This is a genomic window from Nodularia sp. LEGE 04288 (genome assembly GCF_963896525.1).
In the GTDB taxonomy this organism is placed as follows: domain Bacteria; phylum Cyanobacteriota; class Cyanobacteriia; order Cyanobacteriales; family Nostocaceae; genus Nodularia.
In genome coordinates, this window is sequence record NZ_CAWQOY010000114.1 from 15168 (window position 1) to 36733 (window position 21566).

General features: G+C 41.7%; 21 protein-coding genes and 2 pseudogenes. 10 read left to right on the plus strand and 13 right to left on the minus strand.

Going from position 1 to position 21566, the window contains the following annotated elements:
- The first annotated feature begins 59 nt into the window (after positions 1–59).
- A complete protein-coding gene (gene lipA, locus AACX33_RS13540) occupies positions 60–959 on the plus strand; it encodes a lipoyl synthase (RefSeq protein WP_194002405.1) in 900 nt (299 codons plus the stop codon).
- 323 nt (positions 960–1282) lie between these two features.
- Positions 1283–1417, plus strand: a complete 135-nt coding sequence (locus tag AACX33_RS13545) for a photosystem I protein PsaX (RefSeq protein WP_194002267.1) — start codon at positions 1283–1285, stop codon at positions 1415–1417.
- A 21-nt stretch (positions 1418–1438) separates the two neighbouring features.
- On the opposite strand, the gene AACX33_RS13550 is transcribed toward AACX33_RS13545, so the two are convergent.
- Positions 1439–2305, minus strand: a complete 867-nt coding sequence (locus AACX33_RS13550) for a branched-chain amino acid ABC transporter permease (protein WP_194002269.1) — start codon at positions 2303–2305, stop codon at positions 1439–1441.
- Positions 2306–2484: 179 nt separating this feature from the next.
- Here AACX33_RS13550 and hrmK point away from each other — a divergent pair, with 179 nt between their 5' ends.
- Entirely contained in the window at positions 2485–4326 is a 1842-nt protein-coding gene (gene hrmK / locus AACX33_RS13555; protein ID WP_194002271.1) for a hybrid histidine kinase/response regulator HrmK, read from the plus strand.
- A gap of 188 nt (positions 4327–4514) precedes the next feature.
- A complete protein-coding gene (gene larE, locus AACX33_RS13560; RefSeq protein ID WP_194002407.1) occupies positions 4515–5342 on the plus strand; it encodes an ATP-dependent sacrificial sulfur transferase LarE in 828 nt (275 codons plus the stop codon).
- Between the two features lie 77 nt (positions 5343–5419).
- Here larE and AACX33_RS13565 read toward each other — a convergent pair whose 3' ends face one another.
- Positions 5420–6382 (minus strand): SGNH/GDSL hydrolase family protein, encoded by a 963-nt coding sequence (locus AACX33_RS13565; RefSeq protein ID WP_194002409.1) that lies wholly within the window; start codon positions 6380–6382, stop codon positions 5420–5422.
- Between the two features lie 236 nt (positions 6383–6618).
- Between AACX33_RS13565 and AACX33_RS13570 the strand changes: the two genes are divergently transcribed.
- Positions 6619–6831: a hypothetical protein gene (locus AACX33_RS13570; RefSeq protein ID WP_194002273.1), complete on the plus strand. Its 213-nt coding sequence runs from the start codon at positions 6619–6621 to the stop codon at positions 6829–6831.
- 53 nt (positions 6832–6884) lie between these two features.
- On the opposite strand, the gene AACX33_RS13575 is transcribed toward AACX33_RS13570, so the two are convergent.
- The 3 genes and pseudogenes from AACX33_RS13575 to AACX33_RS13585 form a co-directional block, all read right to left on the minus strand.
- On the minus strand, positions 6885–7790 hold the full coding sequence (locus AACX33_RS13575; RefSeq protein WP_194002275.1) for a DNA-methyltransferase: 906 nt from the start codon (positions 7788–7790) through the stop codon (positions 6885–6887).
- Positions 7791–7975: 185 nt separating this feature from the next.
- Positions 7976–8231 (minus strand): annotated as a pseudogene (gene cynS / locus AACX33_RS13580) (cyanase); the annotation flags it as partial.
- A 181-nt stretch (positions 8232–8412) separates the two neighbouring features.
- Positions 8413–8594: pseudogene (locus AACX33_RS13585) on the minus strand (cyanase); the annotation flags it as partial.
- A gap of 317 nt (positions 8595–8911) precedes the next feature.
- On the opposite strand from AACX33_RS13585, the gene AACX33_RS13590 reads away from it, so the two are divergent.
- The gene (locus AACX33_RS13590; RefSeq protein WP_194002277.1) at positions 8912–9460 is read left to right on the plus strand and encodes a CAP domain-containing protein; all 549 of its coding nucleotides are present in this window, start codon (positions 8912–8914) and stop codon (positions 9458–9460) included.
- An 89-nt stretch (positions 9461–9549) separates the two neighbouring features.
- The gene (locus AACX33_RS13595) at positions 9550–10179 is read left to right on the plus strand and encodes a ribonuclease H-like domain-containing protein (protein ID WP_194002279.1); all 630 of its coding nucleotides are present in this window, start codon (positions 9550–9552) and stop codon (positions 10177–10179) included.
- A 40-nt stretch (positions 10180–10219) separates the two neighbouring features.
- Here the strand turns inward: AACX33_RS13595 and AACX33_RS13600 are convergent, their stop codons facing one another.
- Entirely contained in the window at positions 10220–10675 is a 456-nt protein-coding gene (locus AACX33_RS13600) for a rhodanese-like domain-containing protein (protein WP_194002281.1), read from the minus strand.
- A gap of 465 nt (positions 10676–11140) precedes the next feature.
- Between AACX33_RS13600 and AACX33_RS13605 the strand changes: the two genes are divergently transcribed.
- Positions 11141–11857 carry a response regulator transcription factor gene (locus AACX33_RS13605; RefSeq protein ID WP_194002283.1) on the plus strand — a complete coding sequence of 239 codons (717 nt, stop codon included), beginning with the start codon at positions 11141–11143 and terminating at the stop codon, positions 11855–11857.
- 24 nt (positions 11858–11881) lie between these two features.
- Here the strand turns inward: AACX33_RS13605 and AACX33_RS13610 are convergent, their stop codons facing one another.
- The 6 genes from AACX33_RS13610 to AACX33_RS13635 form a co-directional block, all read right to left on the minus strand.
- The gene (locus AACX33_RS13610; RefSeq protein ID WP_194002285.1) at positions 11882–13003 is read right to left on the minus strand and encodes a sensor histidine kinase KdpD; all 1122 of its coding nucleotides are present in this window, start codon (positions 13001–13003) and stop codon (positions 11882–11884) included.
- Positions 13000–13569: a K(+)-transporting ATPase subunit C gene (kdpC, locus tag AACX33_RS13615; protein WP_194002287.1), complete on the minus strand. Its 570-nt coding sequence runs from the start codon at positions 13567–13569 to the stop codon at positions 13000–13002. Before kdpC ends, AACX33_RS13610 begins: the two co-directional genes overlap by 4 nt.
- On the minus strand, positions 13569–13757 hold the full coding sequence (locus AACX33_RS13620; RefSeq protein WP_194002289.1) for a potassium-transporting ATPase subunit F: 189 nt from the start codon (positions 13755–13757) through the stop codon (positions 13569–13571). Before AACX33_RS13620 ends, kdpC begins: the two co-directional genes overlap by 1 nt.
- A gap of 32 nt (positions 13758–13789) precedes the next feature.
- The gene (gene kdpB, locus AACX33_RS13625; RefSeq protein ID WP_194002291.1) at positions 13790–15856 is read right to left on the minus strand and encodes a potassium-transporting ATPase subunit KdpB; all 2067 of its coding nucleotides are present in this window, start codon (positions 15854–15856) and stop codon (positions 13790–13792) included.
- A gap of 90 nt (positions 15857–15946) precedes the next feature.
- Positions 15947–17632 carry a potassium-transporting ATPase subunit KdpA gene (gene kdpA, locus AACX33_RS13630; RefSeq protein WP_194002293.1) on the minus strand — a complete coding sequence of 562 codons (1686 nt, stop codon included), beginning with the start codon at positions 17630–17632 and terminating at the stop codon, positions 15947–15949.
- Between the two features lie 3 nt (positions 17633–17635).
- On the minus strand, positions 17636–17965 hold the full coding sequence (locus AACX33_RS13635; protein ID WP_227789087.1) for a TrkA C-terminal domain-containing protein: 330 nt from the start codon (positions 17963–17965) through the stop codon (positions 17636–17638).
- A gap of 289 nt (positions 17966–18254) precedes the next feature.
- Here AACX33_RS13635 and AACX33_RS13640 point away from each other — a divergent pair, with 289 nt between their 5' ends.
- Positions 18255–19358, plus strand: a complete 1104-nt coding sequence (locus AACX33_RS13640) for a sensor histidine kinase (protein ID WP_194002295.1) — start codon at positions 18255–18257, stop codon at positions 19356–19358.
- A gap of 1 nt (position 19359) precedes the next feature.
- Positions 19360–20037 (plus strand): response regulator transcription factor, encoded by a 678-nt coding sequence (locus AACX33_RS13645; protein WP_194002297.1) that lies wholly within the window; start codon positions 19360–19362, stop codon positions 20035–20037.
- Positions 20038–20145: 108 nt separating this feature from the next.
- On the opposite strand, the gene AACX33_RS13650 is transcribed toward AACX33_RS13645, so the two are convergent.
- Positions 20146–21459, minus strand: coding sequence for a CO2 hydration protein (locus AACX33_RS13650; protein ID WP_194002299.1), 1314 nt, complete (start codon positions 21457–21459; stop codon positions 20146–20148).
- Positions 21460–21566 lie beyond the last annotated feature (107 nt).

Here is a 21566-nt window from a genome sequence, read left to right on the forward strand (position 1 = left end):
CTTGCGCTAGTGCATTGGAAATTAGCCCTACAGTACTTTTGGATATTGCTTGGATGTCTATGACTTCGCCACAACCAGCCCAACTCAAGTCGGAAATTACGGCAATGCCTAGCTGGTTACGTCGCCCCATTGGCAAAGCTAGTGAACTTTCTACTGTACAACGCATTATTAAGCAACGTCAAATTCACACTATTTGTGAAGAAGGACGATGCCCCAACCGAGGGGAGTGCTATGCTCAAAAAACTGCGACTTTTTTACTATTAGGGCCAGTCTGCACACGCTCTTGTGCTTTTTGTCAAGTAGATAAAGGTCATGCACCAATGCCTATTGACTCAGAGGAACCGCGCAAAGTAGCAGAAGCTGTGCAGCTTTTGGGATTGCGTTATGTGGTTCTAACTTCTGTAGCCCGTGATGATTTGCCTGATCAGGGAGCGGGGCAGTTTGTGAAGACAATAGAGACTATTCGCCTGTTAAATCCAGAGATTCAAATCGAAGTGCTGACACCAGATTTTTGGGGTGGTGTGGGTGCTGGAGAGTCAGGTCAACGGCAAAGGATAGCCACAATTGTCACAGCCAAGCCTGCTTGTTTTAATCACAATGTGGAAACAGTGCGGCGGTTAACAGGCCCCGTGCGTCGGGGAGCCAAGTATGACCGCTCTCTAAGAGTCCTGGCCGTAGTTAAAGAAATTGATCCGACTATTCCTACCAAATCAGGTTTGATGCTGGGACACGGCGAAACGAGGGAGGAATTAATGGAAACTATGGCGGATTTAAGGGCGGTGGGGTGCGATCGCCTGACTATCGGCCAGTATATGCGTCCTTCCTTAGAACATTTACCAGTTCAAAGATACTGGACACCAGAAGAATTTGATGATCTAGGTAGCGTAGCATGGCAAATGGGATTCAACCATGTCCGTTCAGGACCATTGGTTCGTAGTTCCTACCATGCTGGAGAGTAGTAGAGGCAGGGGAGAAGATAAGAGGAACGGGTGCAGGGGGCAGGGGAGAAGAGGAACGGTTGTTAAGTAACCGGAAGGAAGTGTAAAGTAATTTCCAACGATTGCTTCACAATCAAGCAAACACCCTCTGAGTTGTTAAGTAACCGGAAGTGTAAAGTAATTTTCAACTCCCCCCTGCTCCCTGCTCCCTGCTCCCCTGCCTCTTTCCCCCTGCCCCTCTGCCTCTTCTCATTCCCCAATACACAAATATTTTTAAAGAAATTGGGTTTTTGGTACACCTGTTTGGTATTTCTTAGAAAGTCAAGAATCAAGGAGAACGACCGATGGCTAGAGTTAAAAATTCCCCAGTTCCAGCAACAGGAGCTAAACCTCCGTACACTTTTCGCGCTGGTTGGGCATTGCTGTTATTAGCTGTTAACTTTTTGGTTGCAGCTTATTATTTCCACATCATTGAGTAATTAGAGGTGGAGTGGTGCTGCTCAAATCGTGCCTTTGAATAAACCTTTGGGGCGAATGAGCAGCACCAAAATCATCATCAGCAGGGCTATACCTTGTTTATACTCAGAACCTATCCACAGGGTGCTGAGTTCTTGGGCGACACCAATAATTAAAGCGGCGGCGATCGCACCGTAGGGATTACCAATACCCCCTAAAATGACGGAAGCGAATAAGGGCAAAATCAAAAACCATCCCATATTCGGGCGTACAGCTGTAATCAATCCATACATACTGCCACCTAAAGAGGTGAATGTGCCGGCAATAATCCAAGTCCACAGGATGACTTGTTCCACATTGATCCCAGATACTCTAGCTAAATCTAAATCGTCAGCCACGGCTCGCATCGCTTTGCCAATTTTGGTGTTTTGCAGGAGATAGTGCAGTGCCAAAATTGCTAGCACGGCTAACCCCAATACCAACAATTGATTTTGCGCTACCCGGATACCAAAAATATTCAAAGCAGTGGCTACGGGTAAATTGTAATTTTGGTTCTGGCCGCCCCAAACAAAGATAATGCCATTGCGGAGGAATAAGGCCAGTCCAATAGAGATAATAATCAGCGTCGTGGAAGTGGCACGCATTGACCGCATTCTTGACCACAATAATTTTTCTGCCAGCAGCATTGCGGCTACTGTTCCCATAGCTGCCAAAATCATCGATAGCCAAATATTTATGCCAGCAGAATTTACTAACAGGGTCAAATAGGCTCCCATAGTGAGAAAATCACCGTGAGCAAAATTAGATAACCGTAAAATGCCGTAGGTAAGGGTAAGTCCGACTGCTGCTAGTGCAATAATGCTTCCGACTGCAATTCCATTGACGATTAGTTGAGCAATTTGTGTATCCATTTGTTCTAAATACTAAAAAAATATTAAAAGGTTGATTTTATACAATAATTTTTGTTTTACTAGTGACAATCGACACTATAAGTTATAAGTTATAAACAAAAGGAAATTGTGAGTTAATATACATAAATTCTTGTGATTTTTTTGTGCCAAGCCAAACTTGTTCAACGGTCTAGTTGACCATGCAGCAATATTCAAGCTTACCAGAACAAAACTCATCAGTAGATGAAACGCCAAAACTTTTGACAACAATGCAGCAACTTCGTGCCGAGTTGTGGCTGGAACGCAGCTTGAACCAGTTGCAAAGTCGCCTTAATGATTGCCTACTTTCAGTTTGTAGTAACGTCTCACCGCAGGGAACCACAGAAGCGGAAATTTTCCAAACGATGGTGAACGAGCTGGGCATTGCTTTGAATAGTATGACGGTAGCGATCGCTCTTTTTCAACCGCGAGCCAAAATTGCTCAAGTTTGTTATGTTTCTTGTTTTTCCTCGCCATGTCCACAACTGATATTTATCGAGAGGAAAGATCAAAAATTACAATTGCAATTGCAAGCAGTCATAGCAGTTGAAGATTTACAGCAGCTGGAAAGCCAACAACCAAATCATGTGCGGCGCTTAACTGATGATATTGGGGGTGTGATTGGTTGGCTAATCATCTCTAAAAACCCCTCAGAGTCTCATGCTAAATCACTCACAGCATCCCAATGGCAACTGAGATCGCAATTGCTGGCACGATCGATTAAACAGTGTGTGGGGACACTGGCACAACTGAGAAAAATACAATCTTTGCAACAACACTCGCAACAGCTAGGTAGTTCTAATGAAAAACTAGAGCGTACCAATGAACTGAAAAACCAGTTTCTGGCTAATACCAGTCACGAAATCCGCACACCGTTAAGTTCGATTATCGGTTTCAGCCAACTCCTCTTAGCTCAAGGCTATGATCCCACGAGAGAACACCACCAAGAGTATTTAAAGATCATTCAGTCTAGTGGTAAGCATTTACTCACGCTGATCAATGATATTTTAGACCTCTCTAAAATTGAAGCCAACCAGCTGGAAGTGGAATGGGAAAATATAAATGTGCCAGAAATATGTCGCAATGTTTTAGCACTCGTCAAAGAGAAAGCCGCTAATAAGGGTTTACAACTGCGCCTCAAGCTAGACCCCAATGTCACAACTCTAGTTGCTGATCCTCTGAGACTGAAGCAGATGCTGTTGAATTTGCTGTTTAATGCCCTCAAGTTTACCAAGACAGGCTCTGTTGGTTTAGAAGTTTTGCCCAAAGGTGAATTTGTACATTTTATAGTTTGGGATACTGGAATTGGGATTTCCCCAGAAAACCAAGCGCGACTATTTCAACCCTATTTTCAAATTGCCAATACTGTAGTTAATCGCAATGAAGGTACTGGTTTGGGGTTAACCGTGACTCGGAAGTTGGTGGAAATTCATGGTGGTTGGATGGAAGTGGGATCGGAAGTTGATCACGGTTCGCGTTTTACGATTGTCCTTCCTTTGAAGCCTGTTGGAGAACTGGGTAAACGTGAGGGAGAAGTAGAGGCTATAGAGGTTTCTCGCCAAGGGAGAGACCAGGAGGATGAGCAAGCACAATCGACAGTGATTACCTCTAGTTCTGATCAAGATATTCTGTTGGTGGAAAATGATTTACCCAATGCTGACATGATCCGAATTTATCTCGGTACATTGGGATATCAGGTGACTTGGGTGAAGGATGCTACCCAAATGTGGTCGGCGCTGACACAGTTAAAGCCAATAGTAATTTTAATGGATATCTACCTGCCAGATGGAAATGGTTTAAAGCTGGTGCAGCAGCTACGAGAAGAAAAGCAGTATCAGATGATTCCAATCATTGTTCAAACAGCAATGGCCATGAAAGGCGATCGCGAAATTTGTTTAGCGGCTGGAGTTGATGATTATATTTCTAAACCAATTGATTTATCTGTTTTAGGTAATCTAGTAGGTAAGTATATTAAATCACCAAAAATCGGAGTGGTTCGCTGATAATGGTTCAGCGGTCAATCAATTTTGGATTAATTCCGCCCTGAAGGGGGGGCTTGTACCGAAAATTCCCAATCCAAAATCTAAAATTTGTCAATCAATGACTGGCGAACGCATCCTCAAAATCATCAGGTTTATATCTAAGATAGGATTGGTGGGGTGCTATGGGATCTGCCTCAGATGAGGAAATCATGTTGACAGAAAAACTGGAGCGATTAAAAGTTTTATTTAGCGAAATGGAGCAGGCTTTGATTGCCTACTCTGGAGGGATTGACAGCACTTTGGTAGCCAAGATTGCTTATGATGTCTTAGGCGATCGCGCTTTGGCTGTGACAGCTGTTTCGCCTTCGCTGTTACCAGAAGAATTAGAAGACGCGAAAATTCAAGCCGCAACTATGGGGATTCCCCATAAAATTGTCCAAACTCACGAAATGGACAATCCCAATTACACTTCTAACCCGGTCAACCGTTGTTATTTTTGCAAAAGTGAATTGCATGATACTCTCAAACCCTTAGCTTTGCAGCTAGGTTATCCCTATGTAGTGGATGGAGTGAATGCTGATGATTTACACGATTATCGCCCAGGAATTCAAGCGGCTCAAGAAAGAGGGGCGCGATCGCCTTTAGCAGAAATTGGGGTGACTAAAGCTGAAGTCCGTCAACTTTCACAACAACTCGGTTTACCTTGGTGGGATAAACCCGCCCAACCTTGTCTGAGTTCTCGCTTTCCTTACGGTGAAGAGATTACCGTCGCCAAATTGCAAAGAGTCGGTAGGGCAGAAATTTATCTGCGAAAGCTGGGTTGGCAGAATTTGCGCGTGCGTTCGGAAGGAGATACAGCCCGGATTGAATTGTTACCAGCACAGATCAAAGATTTTGTCTTGAGTACGGATTTACAAACAGTAGTCTCTGCATTTCAAGATTTGGGATTCATCTACGTCACCCTCGATTTAGAAGGTTATCGCAGTGGTAAGTTGAATCAAGTTCTCAAATTCTCACCAATGATTCCGAGTACCTAAAGCAAAAACGGCGTTGCTGAATATCGGGATGAATTATGCACTGCTTTGGTCGAAGACTGGATTTCTCGACGACCAAATTAATTTTGTAACTGAGTGAATTCTAGCTGTTGTAGTGCCGAACGCCAAACATCATAGCCATCCTGAGACAGATGTAAACCATCTGTGGTTAATTCTGCACGCAAATTGCCTTGAAAATCGGTAAACCAAGGATAAATATTCAGATAATCAGCTTTTTCTTCTTGAGCAATCACAGCTAGTTGTGCATTAATCTGAACAATTCGGCTATTAGAAATAGTCGGTAGGCGAGTAGGCAAAATTGATTGTACGATGATTTGAGTATTGGGGTGAGACTGGCGCAACCTGCGGATAATCCGCCGATGATTACGCAAAATTTCTTCGTTAGTATCGCCGTTGCGTAAATCGTTAATCCCAGCCATGATGTAAATTACATTCGGTCGCGTGGCGGAAAATGCCCGCAATCTGCGGAAAATACCACCAGAAGTATCTCCAGATATCCCCTGATTCAGCCACAATTTACCAGTAGGTAGTTTTTCTCTAGGAAACCACATACTCAAGGAATCACCAACTAAGATACCTAAATAACTTGCACCTTGTCCTTGGCTGATGGCTTTAGCTTCTAAAGCTAATAAATTTTTCCAGTCTTCATAAGTGAGTTGAGGCTTCTTTGCTGACTCCCGTAATAATTGGGAAGGATTACCATCTATACGTGTATAAATCTGACCGGCTTTTAGAGATGCCAACCTTTGGTAGTACAGTTGATGACCAGATATTAATGGCAGGTGAGATGGACGGGAACTGGGATTAAGTAATGACTCCCGTAATCGTTGATTGCTGAACTCTGCTAAGGATATGTCCAGGTTAGTAATGTTGTTTTCATCTGCTGTTACCTGAGAACCTTGTTTTGAGTCCCACAGGAATTTATGCGTTTCTGGCAGGATGCTCGACATCTGTGGTAGTGCCGATGCTGGTATTGCCAATCCTGTTAACAAGCCTACTGCCAACAGATAAGGATACCTCATCGCTTTATTTTTTCTCATGTTTACTGCTTTTCCCTATGACAGTATTAACCACCTACATTCAGGAAAATTTTAGTTATATTTAGCTATTATTTTTATTTAGCCTGTATTGTATAGTTCTGTAAAGCAGGTTCACCATTTCTTTAAGACTTAATTTTTCAGTGTTATTTGAGCAGAGTTTTTTGGTGAATATATACAAGAAACTTCTGGGAAGTGCTAAGATTTAGGCGAAGTAATTAATGTTTCGTTCTTATTCTGTGGCTAGAGCTAGTACAGCAATTGGTGTCAGTCCAATTATTAAGGAGAGTGTGCAGAAACAGGCACATTCGACACGTTTAACCCTAAAAGAGGTTATTCTTATGGGAATGTTAGCTATTGACAAGCTAGATGATCAAAGCCGTCAAGAGTTAGCGGATCAAGTTCATCAAATGCAAGTGAATGGTGAGATTTGAGCGACTAGTTATAAATTTTAACTTTTCCCTCCTAACTCTGGAATTTCACCTGACTATTGACCGAATCGATAACGACTTCCCACAACATAATCCTCATTAATTTCAAAAGAAATCCATTGGCGTTGCCAAGTTTCAGCCACAAAACCTGTTGTATTGGAACCTGCAAATGGATCTAAGACTATATCACCTTGATCGGTTAAAAATTTGATGAAAAATTCCGCAAAACCTGCTGGAAATCTGGCTGGGTGGGGTTTAATCCCCTCGGCTTTACAGCGCCGTAGATAAGCGCTATTAGATTCAGTATTAGCAATTTCTAGCAAATTTGGCGGAATTGCACCCTGGTTATCTTTTTGGAATTTGTCAGAAATATCATGTCCACTGGGACGAATTTTAGCTTTATAGCCATTTTTCAGTAGTTGTTTCATACTCTGGCTATATGGCTTTAAAACTTTTCTGTTGTCGGCTTTAGGATTTGGTGTTTTCGACAACCACCAAACTACATTTACAGAATCTTTCACACGGATTCGTCTAATTGTCACCCACTCAGCAGGGGTAGGTAATCGGGCTGGATTGTAGTGATAGAATTCTTGAGCGAGAAAAAAGCCGACTTCTTTACACAATCTCACTAAAAGTTCGTATTGGTAGATACTCCGCACAGGATTACCACGCAGGTAAGCGCCGCCTAAATCTAAAATAAATGAGCCATTATCTGTGAGAACTCTTTTAAACTCTTGGGCGAAGGGTAGAAACCATTCAATATATTTTTCCGCGCTTTCGTTACCATATTCTTTTTGTCGTGTGAGAGCAAATGGTGGTGAAGTGAGGATGAGATTAATACTACTTTCATCAATGGATTTAATCAGTTTTAGGCTATCACCCAAATATGCTTTTCCTAATTTTTGGGTGTAATAAGGATTTAGAATGATCTCTTTTGGTGATTTTATGATTTCTTCTTGCAAGAGTTTTAATTAGTTAAAAATTATTTAAGCTTTATACAGCAAATTTAATCTGTATTCATCTGTGTAGCCTATGGCTAGCCACGACTTGTCTACATCTGTGGTTGATTAGTTACTAATTTATTTAGCCACACAAACATTAATCAATCAAAGATGGGTAAAAACCCACATTCAGTATCACTGAAAGTCTACCACTTTTTGTAGGTGAGAAATTTACCAGACATAATAACTTTAACGCGATCGCCTTTGGGGTCTGATTCTTTCTCTACATCTAAAGTAAAGTCAATGGCGCTCATAATACCATCGCCAAATTTATCTTGAATCACGGCTTTGATCGGCATTCCATACACCTGCATAATCTCGTAGAAACGATAAATCAGTGGATTCAGTGGGTACAACTAGCCCTAATCCTTTTAGAGGACATTCAGTTAACTTTTGAATATAGATATAGGACTACTATTTGATTTTTGAACAGACACGTAGCGACTGTCTTGATTGTCAAGCGATCGCCAACAAAAAATGAGGGCGAGGAGAGTACGGCACCAAAACTTAAATAATGGTGCGTTACGGACTTCATTCTAACGCACCCTACAATACTTAATTTTTTCATAAATAAAACCGGATTCCTATAGGATCTAATTCCAATGCTTCCACCAGGAACTTAGCTTCTTCTGGGCTAGCTTGACGGTAGAATACAGCAGCAATCCATACCTCGTCACGTCCGAGAATTTTTTCCAAATCGGCAAAACTCAATCCTTTTTTTGGTTTTGCGGCTAAAAGCTGTGGCGTAATTTCGGAAATAGACATACAAAAATTTCTCGAAGTCTGTAATGCTTGTGACTGTTTATTACTAAAGTCAATTTTATGCCCAGAAGGTTCAGTTAAGAAAATTGCAGGTTGGGTGGCATTTATCAACGCTTCCGCAGATTTTGAGCAAGTGAGCGCATCCGACTTGAGGCTGACTTATTTAAATATTCACCACAAGGATAGTTCACTTATTTTTTCTGTAAACAATTTGCCAAAATGCCTCAACTTGATCAAATTTGAATAGTATCCTGTTATGTATTCTGAGAACAAGAAGTTAGATTATAGGTCTAACAATTACACACATCACACGACTGTCCATGTTCCGACAACCTGCTTTTGGCATCGCTTTAAGTACGCTTGTCCTGGCGAGTGGATTAATGAATGCTCCCATAACAGGTAAATCCTCTACAGAACAAAGCACTCGTAATCAACCGTTGTTAATTCCTTCAAGTCAGGCGGCAATATTAACTACTACTTTTAAAACTAATGCCCTAGAAAAATCAGTTTTTGATGACATTAATCGGTATCGAGTTGCTCATAATCTGCCAAAGTTGACCCTAAATGCAAACATTACTCAACAGGCAAGGATTCATAGTCAAAATATGGCTAATGGTCAAGTTCCTTTTAGCCATGATGGATTTGAACAGCGAGTCACTGCTGTTCCCCTCCCTTACGACGATGCGTCAGAGAATGTCGCACTCAATCAGGGATATAGCAACCCTGCTAGGGAAGCTATTAGTGGTTGGTTGGCAAGTCCCGGACATTTGAAGAATATTCAAGGCGATTACGACCTTACTGGGATTGGTGTTGCTACCAATCGGCGAGGCGAAGTTTACCTCACTCAAATTTTCATTCGCACTAAATAGATAGATTTACTGAGTTTTTGCACAATATATAATGTAGTGTCTCATGTTATTTTTGTCTAAAAGACACTACATTTATTATTGATTGATTTATGACATTACAAGATTTTCAAGTAGGCGATCGCGATTTGAGTGACGCTGTTTTGGCTGAGTATTTAAAATCCGATGCGATCGCGATCGATACCGAAACGATGGGATTATTACCGCATCGCGATCGCTTGTGTCTGGTTCAGCTATGCAATCAGGAGGGACAAGTCACAGCAATTCGCATAGCCAAAGGACAAACTGAAGCCCCAAATTTAAAAACACTGTTTGAAGCGGTGAATATCGTGAAAGTTTTTCACTTCGCTCGTTTCGATGTTGCGACTTTGCGCCATAACCTGGGGATTCAGGTTCAGCCTGTGTTTTGTACCAAAATTGCTAGTAAGCTAGCTCGTACCTACACCAATCGTCACGGACTCAAGGAGGTAGTACTAGAGTTAGAACACATAGAATTAGATAAAAGCGCTCAAAGTTCCGATTGGGGTAACGCCGCTAATTTATCTGACATTCAACTCAATTATGCTGCCAATGATGTTCGTTACTTACTCAGCGTACAGCAGAAGCTGATGGAAATGCTCAAACGAGAAGAACGTTGGGAAATTGCTCAGGAATGCTTTCAAGTCTTACCAACTTTAGTTACTTTAGATTTGCTGCAATTTAAGGATATATTTGAACATTGAGTCCAAAGTCAATAGTGACTGGCAACTATTGACTGGACAACTACACATCTTTGTTGAGATTTTCTAAGTGATCTTGCATCCGAGAAACCACATTCAGATCATCTGCACCTGCGGGAGTTTTGGATTCAATAATTCCTTCTGTGGGGCCGCCAATTTCTTTCCAAGCAGCTAAACCACCTTTGAGTTGAGATACATGGTTAAAGTGAGCATTACGGAGGATTTTAGCGGCTTGAGCAGCTTCTTGATCATTGGCACCGTAGACATAAATATCACGATTTTTATCTAAAGATGACGTAGCTCGATCAACCAACTCATCTATCGGCATCGGCATCGCCCCCATAATATGACCTTCATTGTAGGTTAGGCGATCGCGCACATCGATGATTGTAAAAGCTGGTTCGCCCCATTCCAAACGAGACTTAACTGCATAAACGTCAGATTGTGCTTCTACTGGTGGCTGTGAGGGAATAATAGCGTCTAATGGATTAGTATTCATAACTTTTTTTGACTAGTTTCACTAACAGTAACCTAGCAAAATATATACACGATCATTATCTTTCGCAGGTATGAATATTTTCCACCTCTTTCTACAGCTAGATTAGCTTATTTGTCTTTGATTATTTAATAATATTTCTGATTGATTGCTGATTCAACGCCGAACCCTTTTTTTGCGCCTCTGATTTCTTCAGACTATCAGTCCTGGGCTTGTCATATTTTTATCTGCTATTCTGAGGATCTGGTACAGTTGCTGGTAGAAGCATTCTAGAATTTAGCAATAGCAATACTCACAATCACACTACCAAATCGCCAAGGCATACCAAATTTATACAGAAATCATACATTTGCCATACAATATAGTAGCTTCACTTTGAATAAAGAAACTCAGTACTCAGCCAAAATAGACGCAAATCAGAACTATTAAACAGAGGGTGCAAAAAAATAAAAAATAGGCTAAGACGTTATGGTGACGCTTCCTGCTACAAATCCTAAGATTCTTGTTGTAGATGACGATTTCGGTATCCGCAATCTCATACATCGCTTTTTAAGTCGAAAATATCACATAGAGTCAGCGGCAGATGGTAAAACAGCTCTATCTTTGTTTGATACATTCAATCCCACTTTAGTAATTCTGGATTGGAATTTGCCAGATATCAATGGCTATCAATTGTGTCAAGAAATGCAGAGTCGCACTAATGTTTTAGTGATGATACTGACTGGAAGAACTGCCGAATCGGATAAAATTAAAATTCTTTCAGTAGGTGCTGATGATTTTTTGACTAAGCCTTTTAGCCTAGCAGAAATTGAACTGAGAGTAGAAGCTCTTTTGAGACGCATTCGGTGTATTAACCCCTATCCCACACAGCGCCTTGTTTTCAAACACCTAGCAATTAATCCAGATGGCCGGGTGGTCACACTTAACGATCAGCCTCTGTCTTTAACAGCTCTGGAGTTTAATATTTTACATTTTTTAGCTAGTCATCCTGGTCAAGCTTGGAGTCGTACCCAGCTGATTCAAAAAATCTGGGGTTGCGAATATGTTGGCGATGGTAGAGTGGTTGATGTGCATATAGGACAACTTCGTAAAAAGTTGGAAATTGATACTACTGTTCCTGAGTTTATTAAAACTGTGCGCGGCTACGGTTACAAGTTTGAAATACCAGAAGCTACGATTATTTAGTAGTCTTTTTAACCCTTTGCTCACTTATTTCTCTGTGGATATTATATGTAAGTCTATGTGTTTATCTCGAATTAAATCTATGATTTGTTGAGTAAAAGAGGTTTTGAAAAAAAATTTCCATTGTGGCTGCTGGCTTTCACCAATAATAATTTGTGTAATGTGATTAGCTGCTGCTATGTTAGCAATTTCTTGAGCAACACTTTGGCTTTTAACATATAAAAATTCACCACCAAACTCTCGGCATAGTTTCTCGCAAGTATCGATGTGCAAACTTTCTTCTTTAGTCAGGAATTGTTCAGTATTTGCCACAAATACAGCATAGAGTCGCGCATTCATATAATTAGCGATGCGTGCGCCTCGACGTAATAATTGCACTGAATCAGGATAAGTAGAGACACACACTAAAACTCTTTCGTGAATATTACAATTTTGTCCGACTAAGTTAGAAGTATTTGCTGTTTCCTCAACTGTATCTGCAACTTCTCTTAATGCTAGTTCTCTTAAAGCGATGAGATTACGACGCTGAAAAAAGTTTTTTAGGGATTGTTCGATTTTTTCAGGGGCGTAAATTTTGCCTTCTTTTAGGCGTTCTTCTAAAGTTTCTGGGGTAACGTCAATCACAACAACAGCATCAGCTTCATCTAGTAAGTAATCAGGAATGCGCTCTCGCACTACGACCCCTGTAATTCTGGCTACAAGGTCGTTTAAACTTTCTAAATGTTGAATATTCACAGTGGAATAAACATCAATTCCGGCTGCTAAAATTACCTCTACGTCCTGATAGCGTTTTTCTCGTGGAGAACCAGGAACGTTAGTATGAGCGAGTTCATCCACTAACACCAATTGGGGTAAACGTTGCAAAATTGCATCTGTATCCATTTCCTCTAGGGTGACGTTTTGATGGATAATGGCTTTGCGCTTAACTACCTCTAATCCATCAGCTTTCATGGCTGTTTCTTTGCGTCCATGAGTTTCTAACATCCCGATAACTACATCAATACCATCTTGTTTGAGTTGATGTGCTTCTTCGAGCATTTTATAAGTTTTGCCGACACCGGGAGCCATACCAATAAAAATTTTATGCTTCCCACGTCGATGAGGACGAATATAAGAACTGTCGGGGGAGGGGGTATGAGAATGAATCATAAAGCATCTAAAGCTAGATTTAACTGGAGAACATTAACTCCAGGTTCACCGAATATACCCAGAAATCTACCTTCGGTGTTGAGAGATATCAGGTTTTGAATTTGTTGGGTATCCACATTACGGACAGCAGCAATCCGTGATACTTGTGCTTGGGCGGATTCAGGACTGATATGTGGATCTAAACCAGAGCCAGAGGTATAAACTAAGTCAGCCGTGGGTTGAATATTGGCTTGTTGTAGCCGTGTGACTTCTCCTTGAATGCGTTCGAGAAGTTCGGGGTTACTGGGTGCTAGGTTACTGGCTCCTGACTGTCCTGTGGTAGCGATTTCGGGGCTGGTGCTGTAGTCAATAACACTAGGGCGACTCCAAAAATAGCGATCGCTTGCAAAGGGTTGACCAATTAAGGCTGAACCGACTACTGTGCCTTGATTGTTGGTGATTAAGCTCCCGTTGGCATGGAAGGGAAAGGCTATCTGTCCACAAATCAGCATGAATAAGGGATAGAGGAAGGCTGTTAATATCCACAAGGCTAATGTGGAACGAATGGCTTTAGTAATTTGGCTCATTAGAATTTCTCTGGTTGAAAAATGACAAGGAATAAATAAGTGCTTACGCCTATAGTGGCGATTCCTAAAAGTCCAATGGCGTAAGATGCAGCGCGTGATATTTCGTCAGGGGTGGCTGCATATACGGCTTGTGCTAGGAATACGTTGAGGGAAAGGGTGAGGAAGAGAAAGAGGGATAATTTTTTCATAATTTAAACGCAAAGGAGCGCGGAGTTTTTGATTAGGCTAGTCCTATGGTTGTAATTAAAACGTCTATGATTTTGATGGCTATGAAGGGTGCTATTACGCCGCCAAATCCGTAGATGAAAATGTTCCGTTGTAAAAGTTGGTCTGCGGTTAATGGTCGAAATTTTACGCCAGTTAGTGCTAGGGGGATAAGTGCGGGAATGATTAAGGCGTTGTAAATTAGGGCTGATAAAACTGCTGATTGGGTACTTGCTAAACCCATTATATTGAGAGCGCCAACGCCAATTCCTGAGAAGATGGCGGGGAGGATGGCGAAGTATTTGGCGATGTCGTTGGCTATGGAAAAAGTGGTGAGTGCGCCACGGGTAATTAGTAGTTGTTTACCAATGGTGACGATATCAATTAACTTGGTGGGATCGGAATCTAGGTCTACCATGTTAGCAGCTTCTTTGGCTGCTTGAGTACCTGTATTCATTGCCACACCTACGTTTGCTTGGGCTAGGGCTGGGGCATCGTTGGTCCCATCTCCAGTCATGGCTACGAGTTTTCCTTGGGCTTGTTCAGCTTTTATGACTTCGATTTTGTCTTCAGGTGTGGCTTCGGCAATAAAGTCATCAACTCCGGCTTCTGCGGCAATTACAGATGCGGTAATCCGGTTATCTCCGGTGAGCATGATGGTTTTAATTCCCATGCGGCGCATTTGGTCAAACCGTTCTCGAATCCCCGGTTTAATAATATCTTTGAGATAAATTACACCGTAAATATCATCATTTTTGCAAAGTGCTAAGGGAGTACCACCTAAGCGAGAAATTCGCTCAAAAGCAGTATCCAGTTCCGGCGTTAATTTTCCCTGGCGAGAACGGACAAAGCCTTTAATGGCATCTACTGCACCTTTACGAATTTCTACCCCATTGGATAAGTCAGTACCACTCATGCGGGTTTTGGCAGAAAATTCAATACCTTCTGCTTGCTTGGTATCAAAATCTAATTTTGCGCCTAATTTCTCTGCGAGCTTGACAATTGATTTGCCTTCTGGGGTTTCATCAAATACACTCGATGCCAGGGCAACTTGCGCTACATCTGCTATTGCATGACCGTTGATGGGAATAAATTCTTCTGCCAAGCGGTTTCCCAAGGTAATCGTACCTGTTTTATCTAAAATCAGGGTGTTGATATCTCCGCAGGCTTCTACCGCCCTTCCAGAGGTGGCAATGACATTAAATTGGGCGACTCTATCCATGCCTGCAATGCCAATGGCGCTTAATAATCCGCCGATGGTGGTGGGAATGAGGGCTACTAGTAAGGCGATGAGTACGGCAATACTTATGGGTGAGTTGACGTAGACTGACACTGTTGGTAGTGTGGCAATTACAACTAAAAATACCTGGGTGAGAACTGCCAGCAATACTGTCAGGGCAATTTCATTGGGTGTTTTGCTGCGGGAAGCACCTTCTACTAAACTAATCATTCGGTCAAGAAAGCCTTGTCCTGGGTCGTTAGTCACCCGAATTATCAGTTCGTCGGAGGTAATACGTGTTCCTCCGGTGACTGAACTGGCAATGTCTGAACCCGGTTCTTTTAATACTGGTGCTGATTCTCCTGTAATTGCTGATTCATCCACGGAAGCCACACCTTTAATTACTTCACCGTCGGCGGGGATGATATCACCAGCAGTTACTTTGATTGTGTCACCGCGCCGTAAGGCTGTGGAACTTAGTTCTTGGAGGGAACCATCAGGGAGAATTTTTTTGGCTTGAGCATCGGATTTGGCCGATCGCAAGGCATCTGCTTGAGCTTTCCCTCGTCCTTCGGCTACGGCTTCGGCAAAGTTGGCAAAGACAAGGGTTGAGAATAATATTAGGGTGATCAGTCCGTTGAATAATCGCGGATTTTCTCCTGGTGTGGGGCCAAATATGTTCGGTGCAATTGTCATCAGCGCTGTGACGATTGTACCTAGCCAAACTACGAACATGACTGGATTTTTTATCATGTTACGTGGGGATAGTTTGGCAAATGCTTGTTGAAATGCTCGTGTGTAGAGTCCGCTTGGTTTGGTTTGGGGTTTATGTTTGCGTTTTTTTCGCGGTTTTGTTGTTTGCATTTTGGGTTGATGAGTTGGATTTTTTTTCGGGCTACGCCCCGCTTCGCTAACACGCAAAGGCGCAAAGGCGCAAAGAAGGAAGAAAGATTTTTATCTTCCTGTGGCTAGTTGGAATGCTTCTGCTAGGGGGCCTAAGACTAAGGCGGGGAGGAAGGTGAGTGCGCCCAGGATTAAAATTACTCCGCTTGTCACTCCTGTGAAGAGTCTGGTGTCTGTTCTTAAAGTACCTGTGGTCATAGGAACAGGTTGTTTACGAGACATACTATCTGCCAAAAGTAGCAGTGCAATAATTGGTATATAACGCCCCGCCAAAATACTGGCTGCGGCGCTGAGGTTCCACCAAAGTGTGTCATCACCTAATCCTTCAAATCCTGAACCGTTGTTGGCGGCGGCGGATGCGTATTCGTAAACTACTTGGGAAACTCCATGAAATCCTGGGTTGCTAATACCTGAGAGGGTGTCAGGAAAGGCAAAGACTATTGCCCAGGGAATCAGGATGGCGAAAGGATGAACTAATAAGACGACGCTGGCGAGGACGATTTCTTTTTTCTCGATTTTGCGTCCTAAAAATTCTGGTGTTCTTCCTACCATTAAGCCGGTGAGGAATACTGCCAAAATTAAGTAGATGTATAGAAAAGCTGTGCCGGTTCCTTGTCCTCCCCAAATGATTTGCAGGAACATATTAAAGAGTGTGGCAAATCCGCCTGGAGGCATTAATGAGTCGTGCATTCCGTTGACAGCGCCGCACATTGTGGCTGTGGTCATGACTGCCCAGAGTGCTGTTTGCGCCCAACCAAATCTGACTTCTTTTCCTTCTAGGTTGGGTTGTTGTTCTCCTAAGAGGGGATTAATGAGGGGATTTCCTTGAAATTCGCCTACTACTGTAATTCCTATTAAGAAGACGAAAATTATAAATACCATCCAAAATACTAACCATGCTTGTTTACGATTATTAGTAAAGACACCGTAGGTATAAATTAGGGATGCGGGGATGGCAATCATCGCCCACATTTCTAATAGGTTAGAAAAGCCATTGGGATTTTCAAAGGGATGTGCTGAGTTAATTCCAAAGAAGCCACCTCCGTTTTCTCCCAGTTGTTTGATAATTTCAAAATGCGCTACTGGTCCACGGGCAATTACTTGAGTTGCGCCTTCTAAGGTGGTTACTGTGGCTGGACCTGCTAAGGTTTCTGGTACACCTGCTAATAGTAAAAGCAATCCGCCAACTATTGATATTGGTAATAATATCCGTGTGATTGATTTGGTGAGGTCGGTGTAAAAGTTACCTAGTGGTCTGCCAGTTAAACCCCGAATAAAGGCGATCGCAACTGCTAAACCCGTTGCAGCTGAAGTGAACATAAAGAAACCGAGGGCGAAGACTTGGCTAGCATAGCTATAAGTTGTTTCACCCGAATAATGCTGTTGGTTGGTGTTGGTGAGAAAGGAAATGGCAGTATGCAGTCCTAAATCCCAAGTTGGTGCGCCTAACTCTGTGGGATTTAATGGCAACCATCCCTGAAACATGAGTATGAAGTAGACTAAAATCCCCATTACTAGATTGCTATACAGCAATTCTTGGGCATATTGCCAGCCTGTTAAATTTTGTTGGGGACGGACTCCACTAATGGCAAATATTATTCTTTCTAAGGGATTAATTATGGGGTCGAGTAGTGTTTGTTCTCCCATGAACACCCGCGCCATGTATTTTCCTAGTAAGGGAGTTGTGGCAATGACAATTAGTAAGGTTAAAGTAATTTGTATCCATCCTTGTAACATGAATTAAAAAGGCTCCCGATAGGTTATTTTGGAATGATTAATTAAACATTCTTGGGATGAGTAGTGAACCGGATGCTTTTTATTCAGGGCAAGTTTTAGCTCTGGAACTGAGGCTGTACTTATAGCCACAGCTAGGATGTAATCTTCACACCAAATAGTGGTTTCGGTACTTGCTAGGATAATTTGGTTATCTCGGATGATTCCCAAAGCAAAGCATTTTTCGGGCAGTTTCAAGCTGGTTAAGGAAATGCCACAATGACAGCTATTGTTCGTGATTTTTGTACTTATTAAACCTAATGCCATGTCAGCATTTATCTGATTTATAGAGAACATAATTTTGGTTCTCTCAAGTTGTAACAATTTTGATCATCAATTAATTTCTCTATTAAAGCAAGTATTAGAAGGGTATAAAACGGGGTATATTTTTCTATATATAGTGTTTATTTAAACGTTTATGATGTTTAGGAAAGTGTTTATTTTTAGCTAAATGCTCTAAACAATTCTCTTAATAGGTCAAATATAATAAAATAAATAAAATAGGGATGCTATATCATTTTGCGCGTCATCGCACTCACAGAAAACTAACAATTGGACATTTAATTAGTAATACGTAATTTATTGGATGAGACATTTTATAACTAAAGGTTTTAATCAAGAATCGCGTTGGGGCAGATATTTAATCATCGCTGGCTTATATATATTTGTGATTGTGCTGGAGTTTTCTACACCGATTCCTTACGTTTTTGGGTATCTGTACACAGGTCCGATTTTATTGACAAATGCTTGGTTGGGAAGGCGTGCAACTTTTAAAGTTACCATTGCGGCTGTGTTTTTAACTATGTTGAATCTTGTATTGCCAGGAGGTAAAATGATTAAGGCTTCGACAATTGCTAGTAGAGCGATCGCAGCAATGGCGTTGATTGTCACAGGTATGTTGAGCGATCGCCTGCGCCGTTCTGAAGATGCGATCGCCTTAACTCGTGCCAAACTAGAAGCACAAGCAGAATTAGTCAGAGTCCGAGAAGATTTTGCTTCAACACTTACCCACGACCTGAAAACGCCGTTATTAGGTGCAATTGAAACTCTCAAAGCCTTTGAAGCTGAAAAATTTGGCCCTGTATTACCAGCACAGCAAAAAGTTTTAGCCACAATGGCGCGTAGTCATCAAACTTCACTGCAATTGTTACAAACTTTATTAGATATCTATCGTAATGATACTGAAGGCTTAGAACTTAACTTAGCACCTGTAGATTTAGCTCTGCTGACAGAAGAAGCGGCTGGTACTCTCACCGAGTTAGCCGCAAATCGGCGTGTATATCTCTGTGTTAATTATGGTGAATCCGATTGGCGACAATCTTTGTGGGTGGAAGGTGATGCTTTACAATTAGAACGAGTCTTAATCAATCTTTTAGTGAATGCAATTAACCATACGCCCCGCAATGGCCGTGTGGAAGTTGTGTTAGAATCGCAATCTGCCTATCAAGTTGTAAAAATTTTGGATACAGGTGCGGGTATGCAGCCCGAAGAGTTTTCCCATTTATTTGAACGATTTTATCAAGGACATAGCCAACGCCAAACCAAAGGCTCAGGATTAGGACTTTATCTATCTCGCCAAATTATTACAGCCCACGGCGGTATAATCTGGGCAGAGAACATATTACCCGTTGGAGCTATGTTTGCTTTTAAGCTTCCTGTATACCCGTTCCAGTCCTCTCTAACTGTGTGAGATGCTGTCTACCCCCATCAAAATTCTCCTAGTTGAGGATGATGAACTATTTCGTTTAGGCTTGCGCGTGCGATTGCAAGAAGAGATTGGGTTAGAGATTGTAGCTGAAGCTGAAGATGGTGAAACTGCGATTGAGTTAGTTAGTCAACACACTTTGGATGTAGTGCTGTTGGATGTGGGATTACCAGGAATTGGCGGACTTGAGGCGTGTAAACAAATCAAACAGCAAAATCCTCTTTTACCAATCTTAGTTTTAACTTCCCATTCCCAAAAAACCCTGATTTCGCGGTTGATTGCGTCTGGCGCTCAAGGTTATTGTCTCAAAGGAATTGCTGCGGAAAAATTAGTATTAGCACTGCGTTCTGTGGCTATGGGTGCATCTTGGTGGGATGAAACCGCAACACAGGAAATTCGTTCTACTTTTGCTTCTGAACCGGATGGGGAAAATCTCTCCAAAGCAGCCAATCCTCTGACTCAGCGTGAACAAGAAATTTTGTCATTTTTGGCAGCCGGAAAAACTAACCAAGAAATTGCTTTGGCATTATATATTACTACTGGAACGGTGAGAGTTCATGTTCATGCTATTTTACATAAATTAGAAGTAAGCGATCGCTCTCAAGCTGTAATTGTGGCTATGCAAAAACACTTAATTAAAAGTAACTTAATCATCCAAGATTGACACTGGCAGTTTTAAAGATAGCACTTGCCAATAATATTATAAATGTTGTGGGGTGGGCATCCTGCCCGCCCTCCACTACCTGACTCAGAAAAATGAACTGGATCAATTTTAGCGATAATCCTGGCTTTGAATATCACCTAAACGGGCAGCATTACGCATACCGTAATCAGTCCGAGTAAAGCGATTTAACTGCGCCTCATAAAAGTCTCTATTGGCTTGTAAATGCTCAGGATCAGGGTCATCTAAAGGATGATGTAATGCTGTGCGTAATGCTTGAATTACCGCAGATGTAACATTGTACATTGACCGTTGAAAAGTAATTCCCAACTGAATCAACATATCATCTTCGCCTCGGCAATGTTTTTTGTAATCTTCAATCAGATAATCTGGCAAGAAATGCAGCATATCTTGCATTAATAATGTTGGGGGAATACCTGCTGTTCCCACCGGAAATACATCAGCATAGAGAATACCATAGTGGAAATCTTCTTGCTTATTTGGTACTTGACCCGCTTGAGCATTATAAGATTTTGTTCCCCTAAAAGGTGCTGTCCGATAAAAAACAGCTTCTACATAAGGTAACGCAGCTTCATACAACCAGACAAAACCTTCAGATTTGGGAACGATTTCGTAGCATTCACCACGGATATAAACATGATGGTAAATTGGACGACTTGCGACTGCAAAAATGCCATTTACCAGAAAATTCATCGCTTCTGGGACAGTGGTAATTTTTCCTTCGTCATATAAATCTGACATTTCAAAAAATACCGGAGCCATGACTTCCCAGAATAGCCCCAAATTAGAATAGTAAGACATTTGGCGACACTGTTCTAAAAACATATCTGGGAACAGTTTATAAAGCCCCAACATTACGGGGTTTCCTTGGAAATAAGCTTTGATAGCTTTATCAGCGTTGGCTATATATTCTGGACTATCTAAATAAGGGTCAAATTTCCCACCCATTCCCCTGTGCCAAAACATAGCCCGCATACAAGCTTCAGCAAATTCCATATTGATGCGGTCATGGAATAAGTGATGCAATAACTTAGGCATTTTCAAGGTTTCACCCTTTTCCATAAATGCCAAAAGTTCAGGATGTGCAGTTGCTTCACCGCGCCAAACTCTTAATTCTGCATCATCACCAGCATAATGATTATGCAATTCCAAATACTCCTTCGGCAAGAAGTATTTAAAAAAGGGCAAAGGATTTAAAAATTCTCGTTCGGCGATATAAAGCAAATTACGCCAGTAAAAATCCATCGGTACAGCATAAGCTTTATAAATGCCGATAATTTGTTTTAAATTTTCAGGTGTATCTGGTAACATCGAACCACCTGCTTCTAGCCGATGAATGATATCAGCAAATTCATGTTGAGAAGGAGGTAATTTACTAGTAGATTTTTCTGGAGTTTGTACCATTGCTATTGCCTCTAAATTTTGATTTTAAATTTAATTTCTCCCTTGGCGCTCTACAGCCCTTGCGGGCATCGCTGCGCGCGGGCGACTTGGCGGTTCGCTCATTTTCA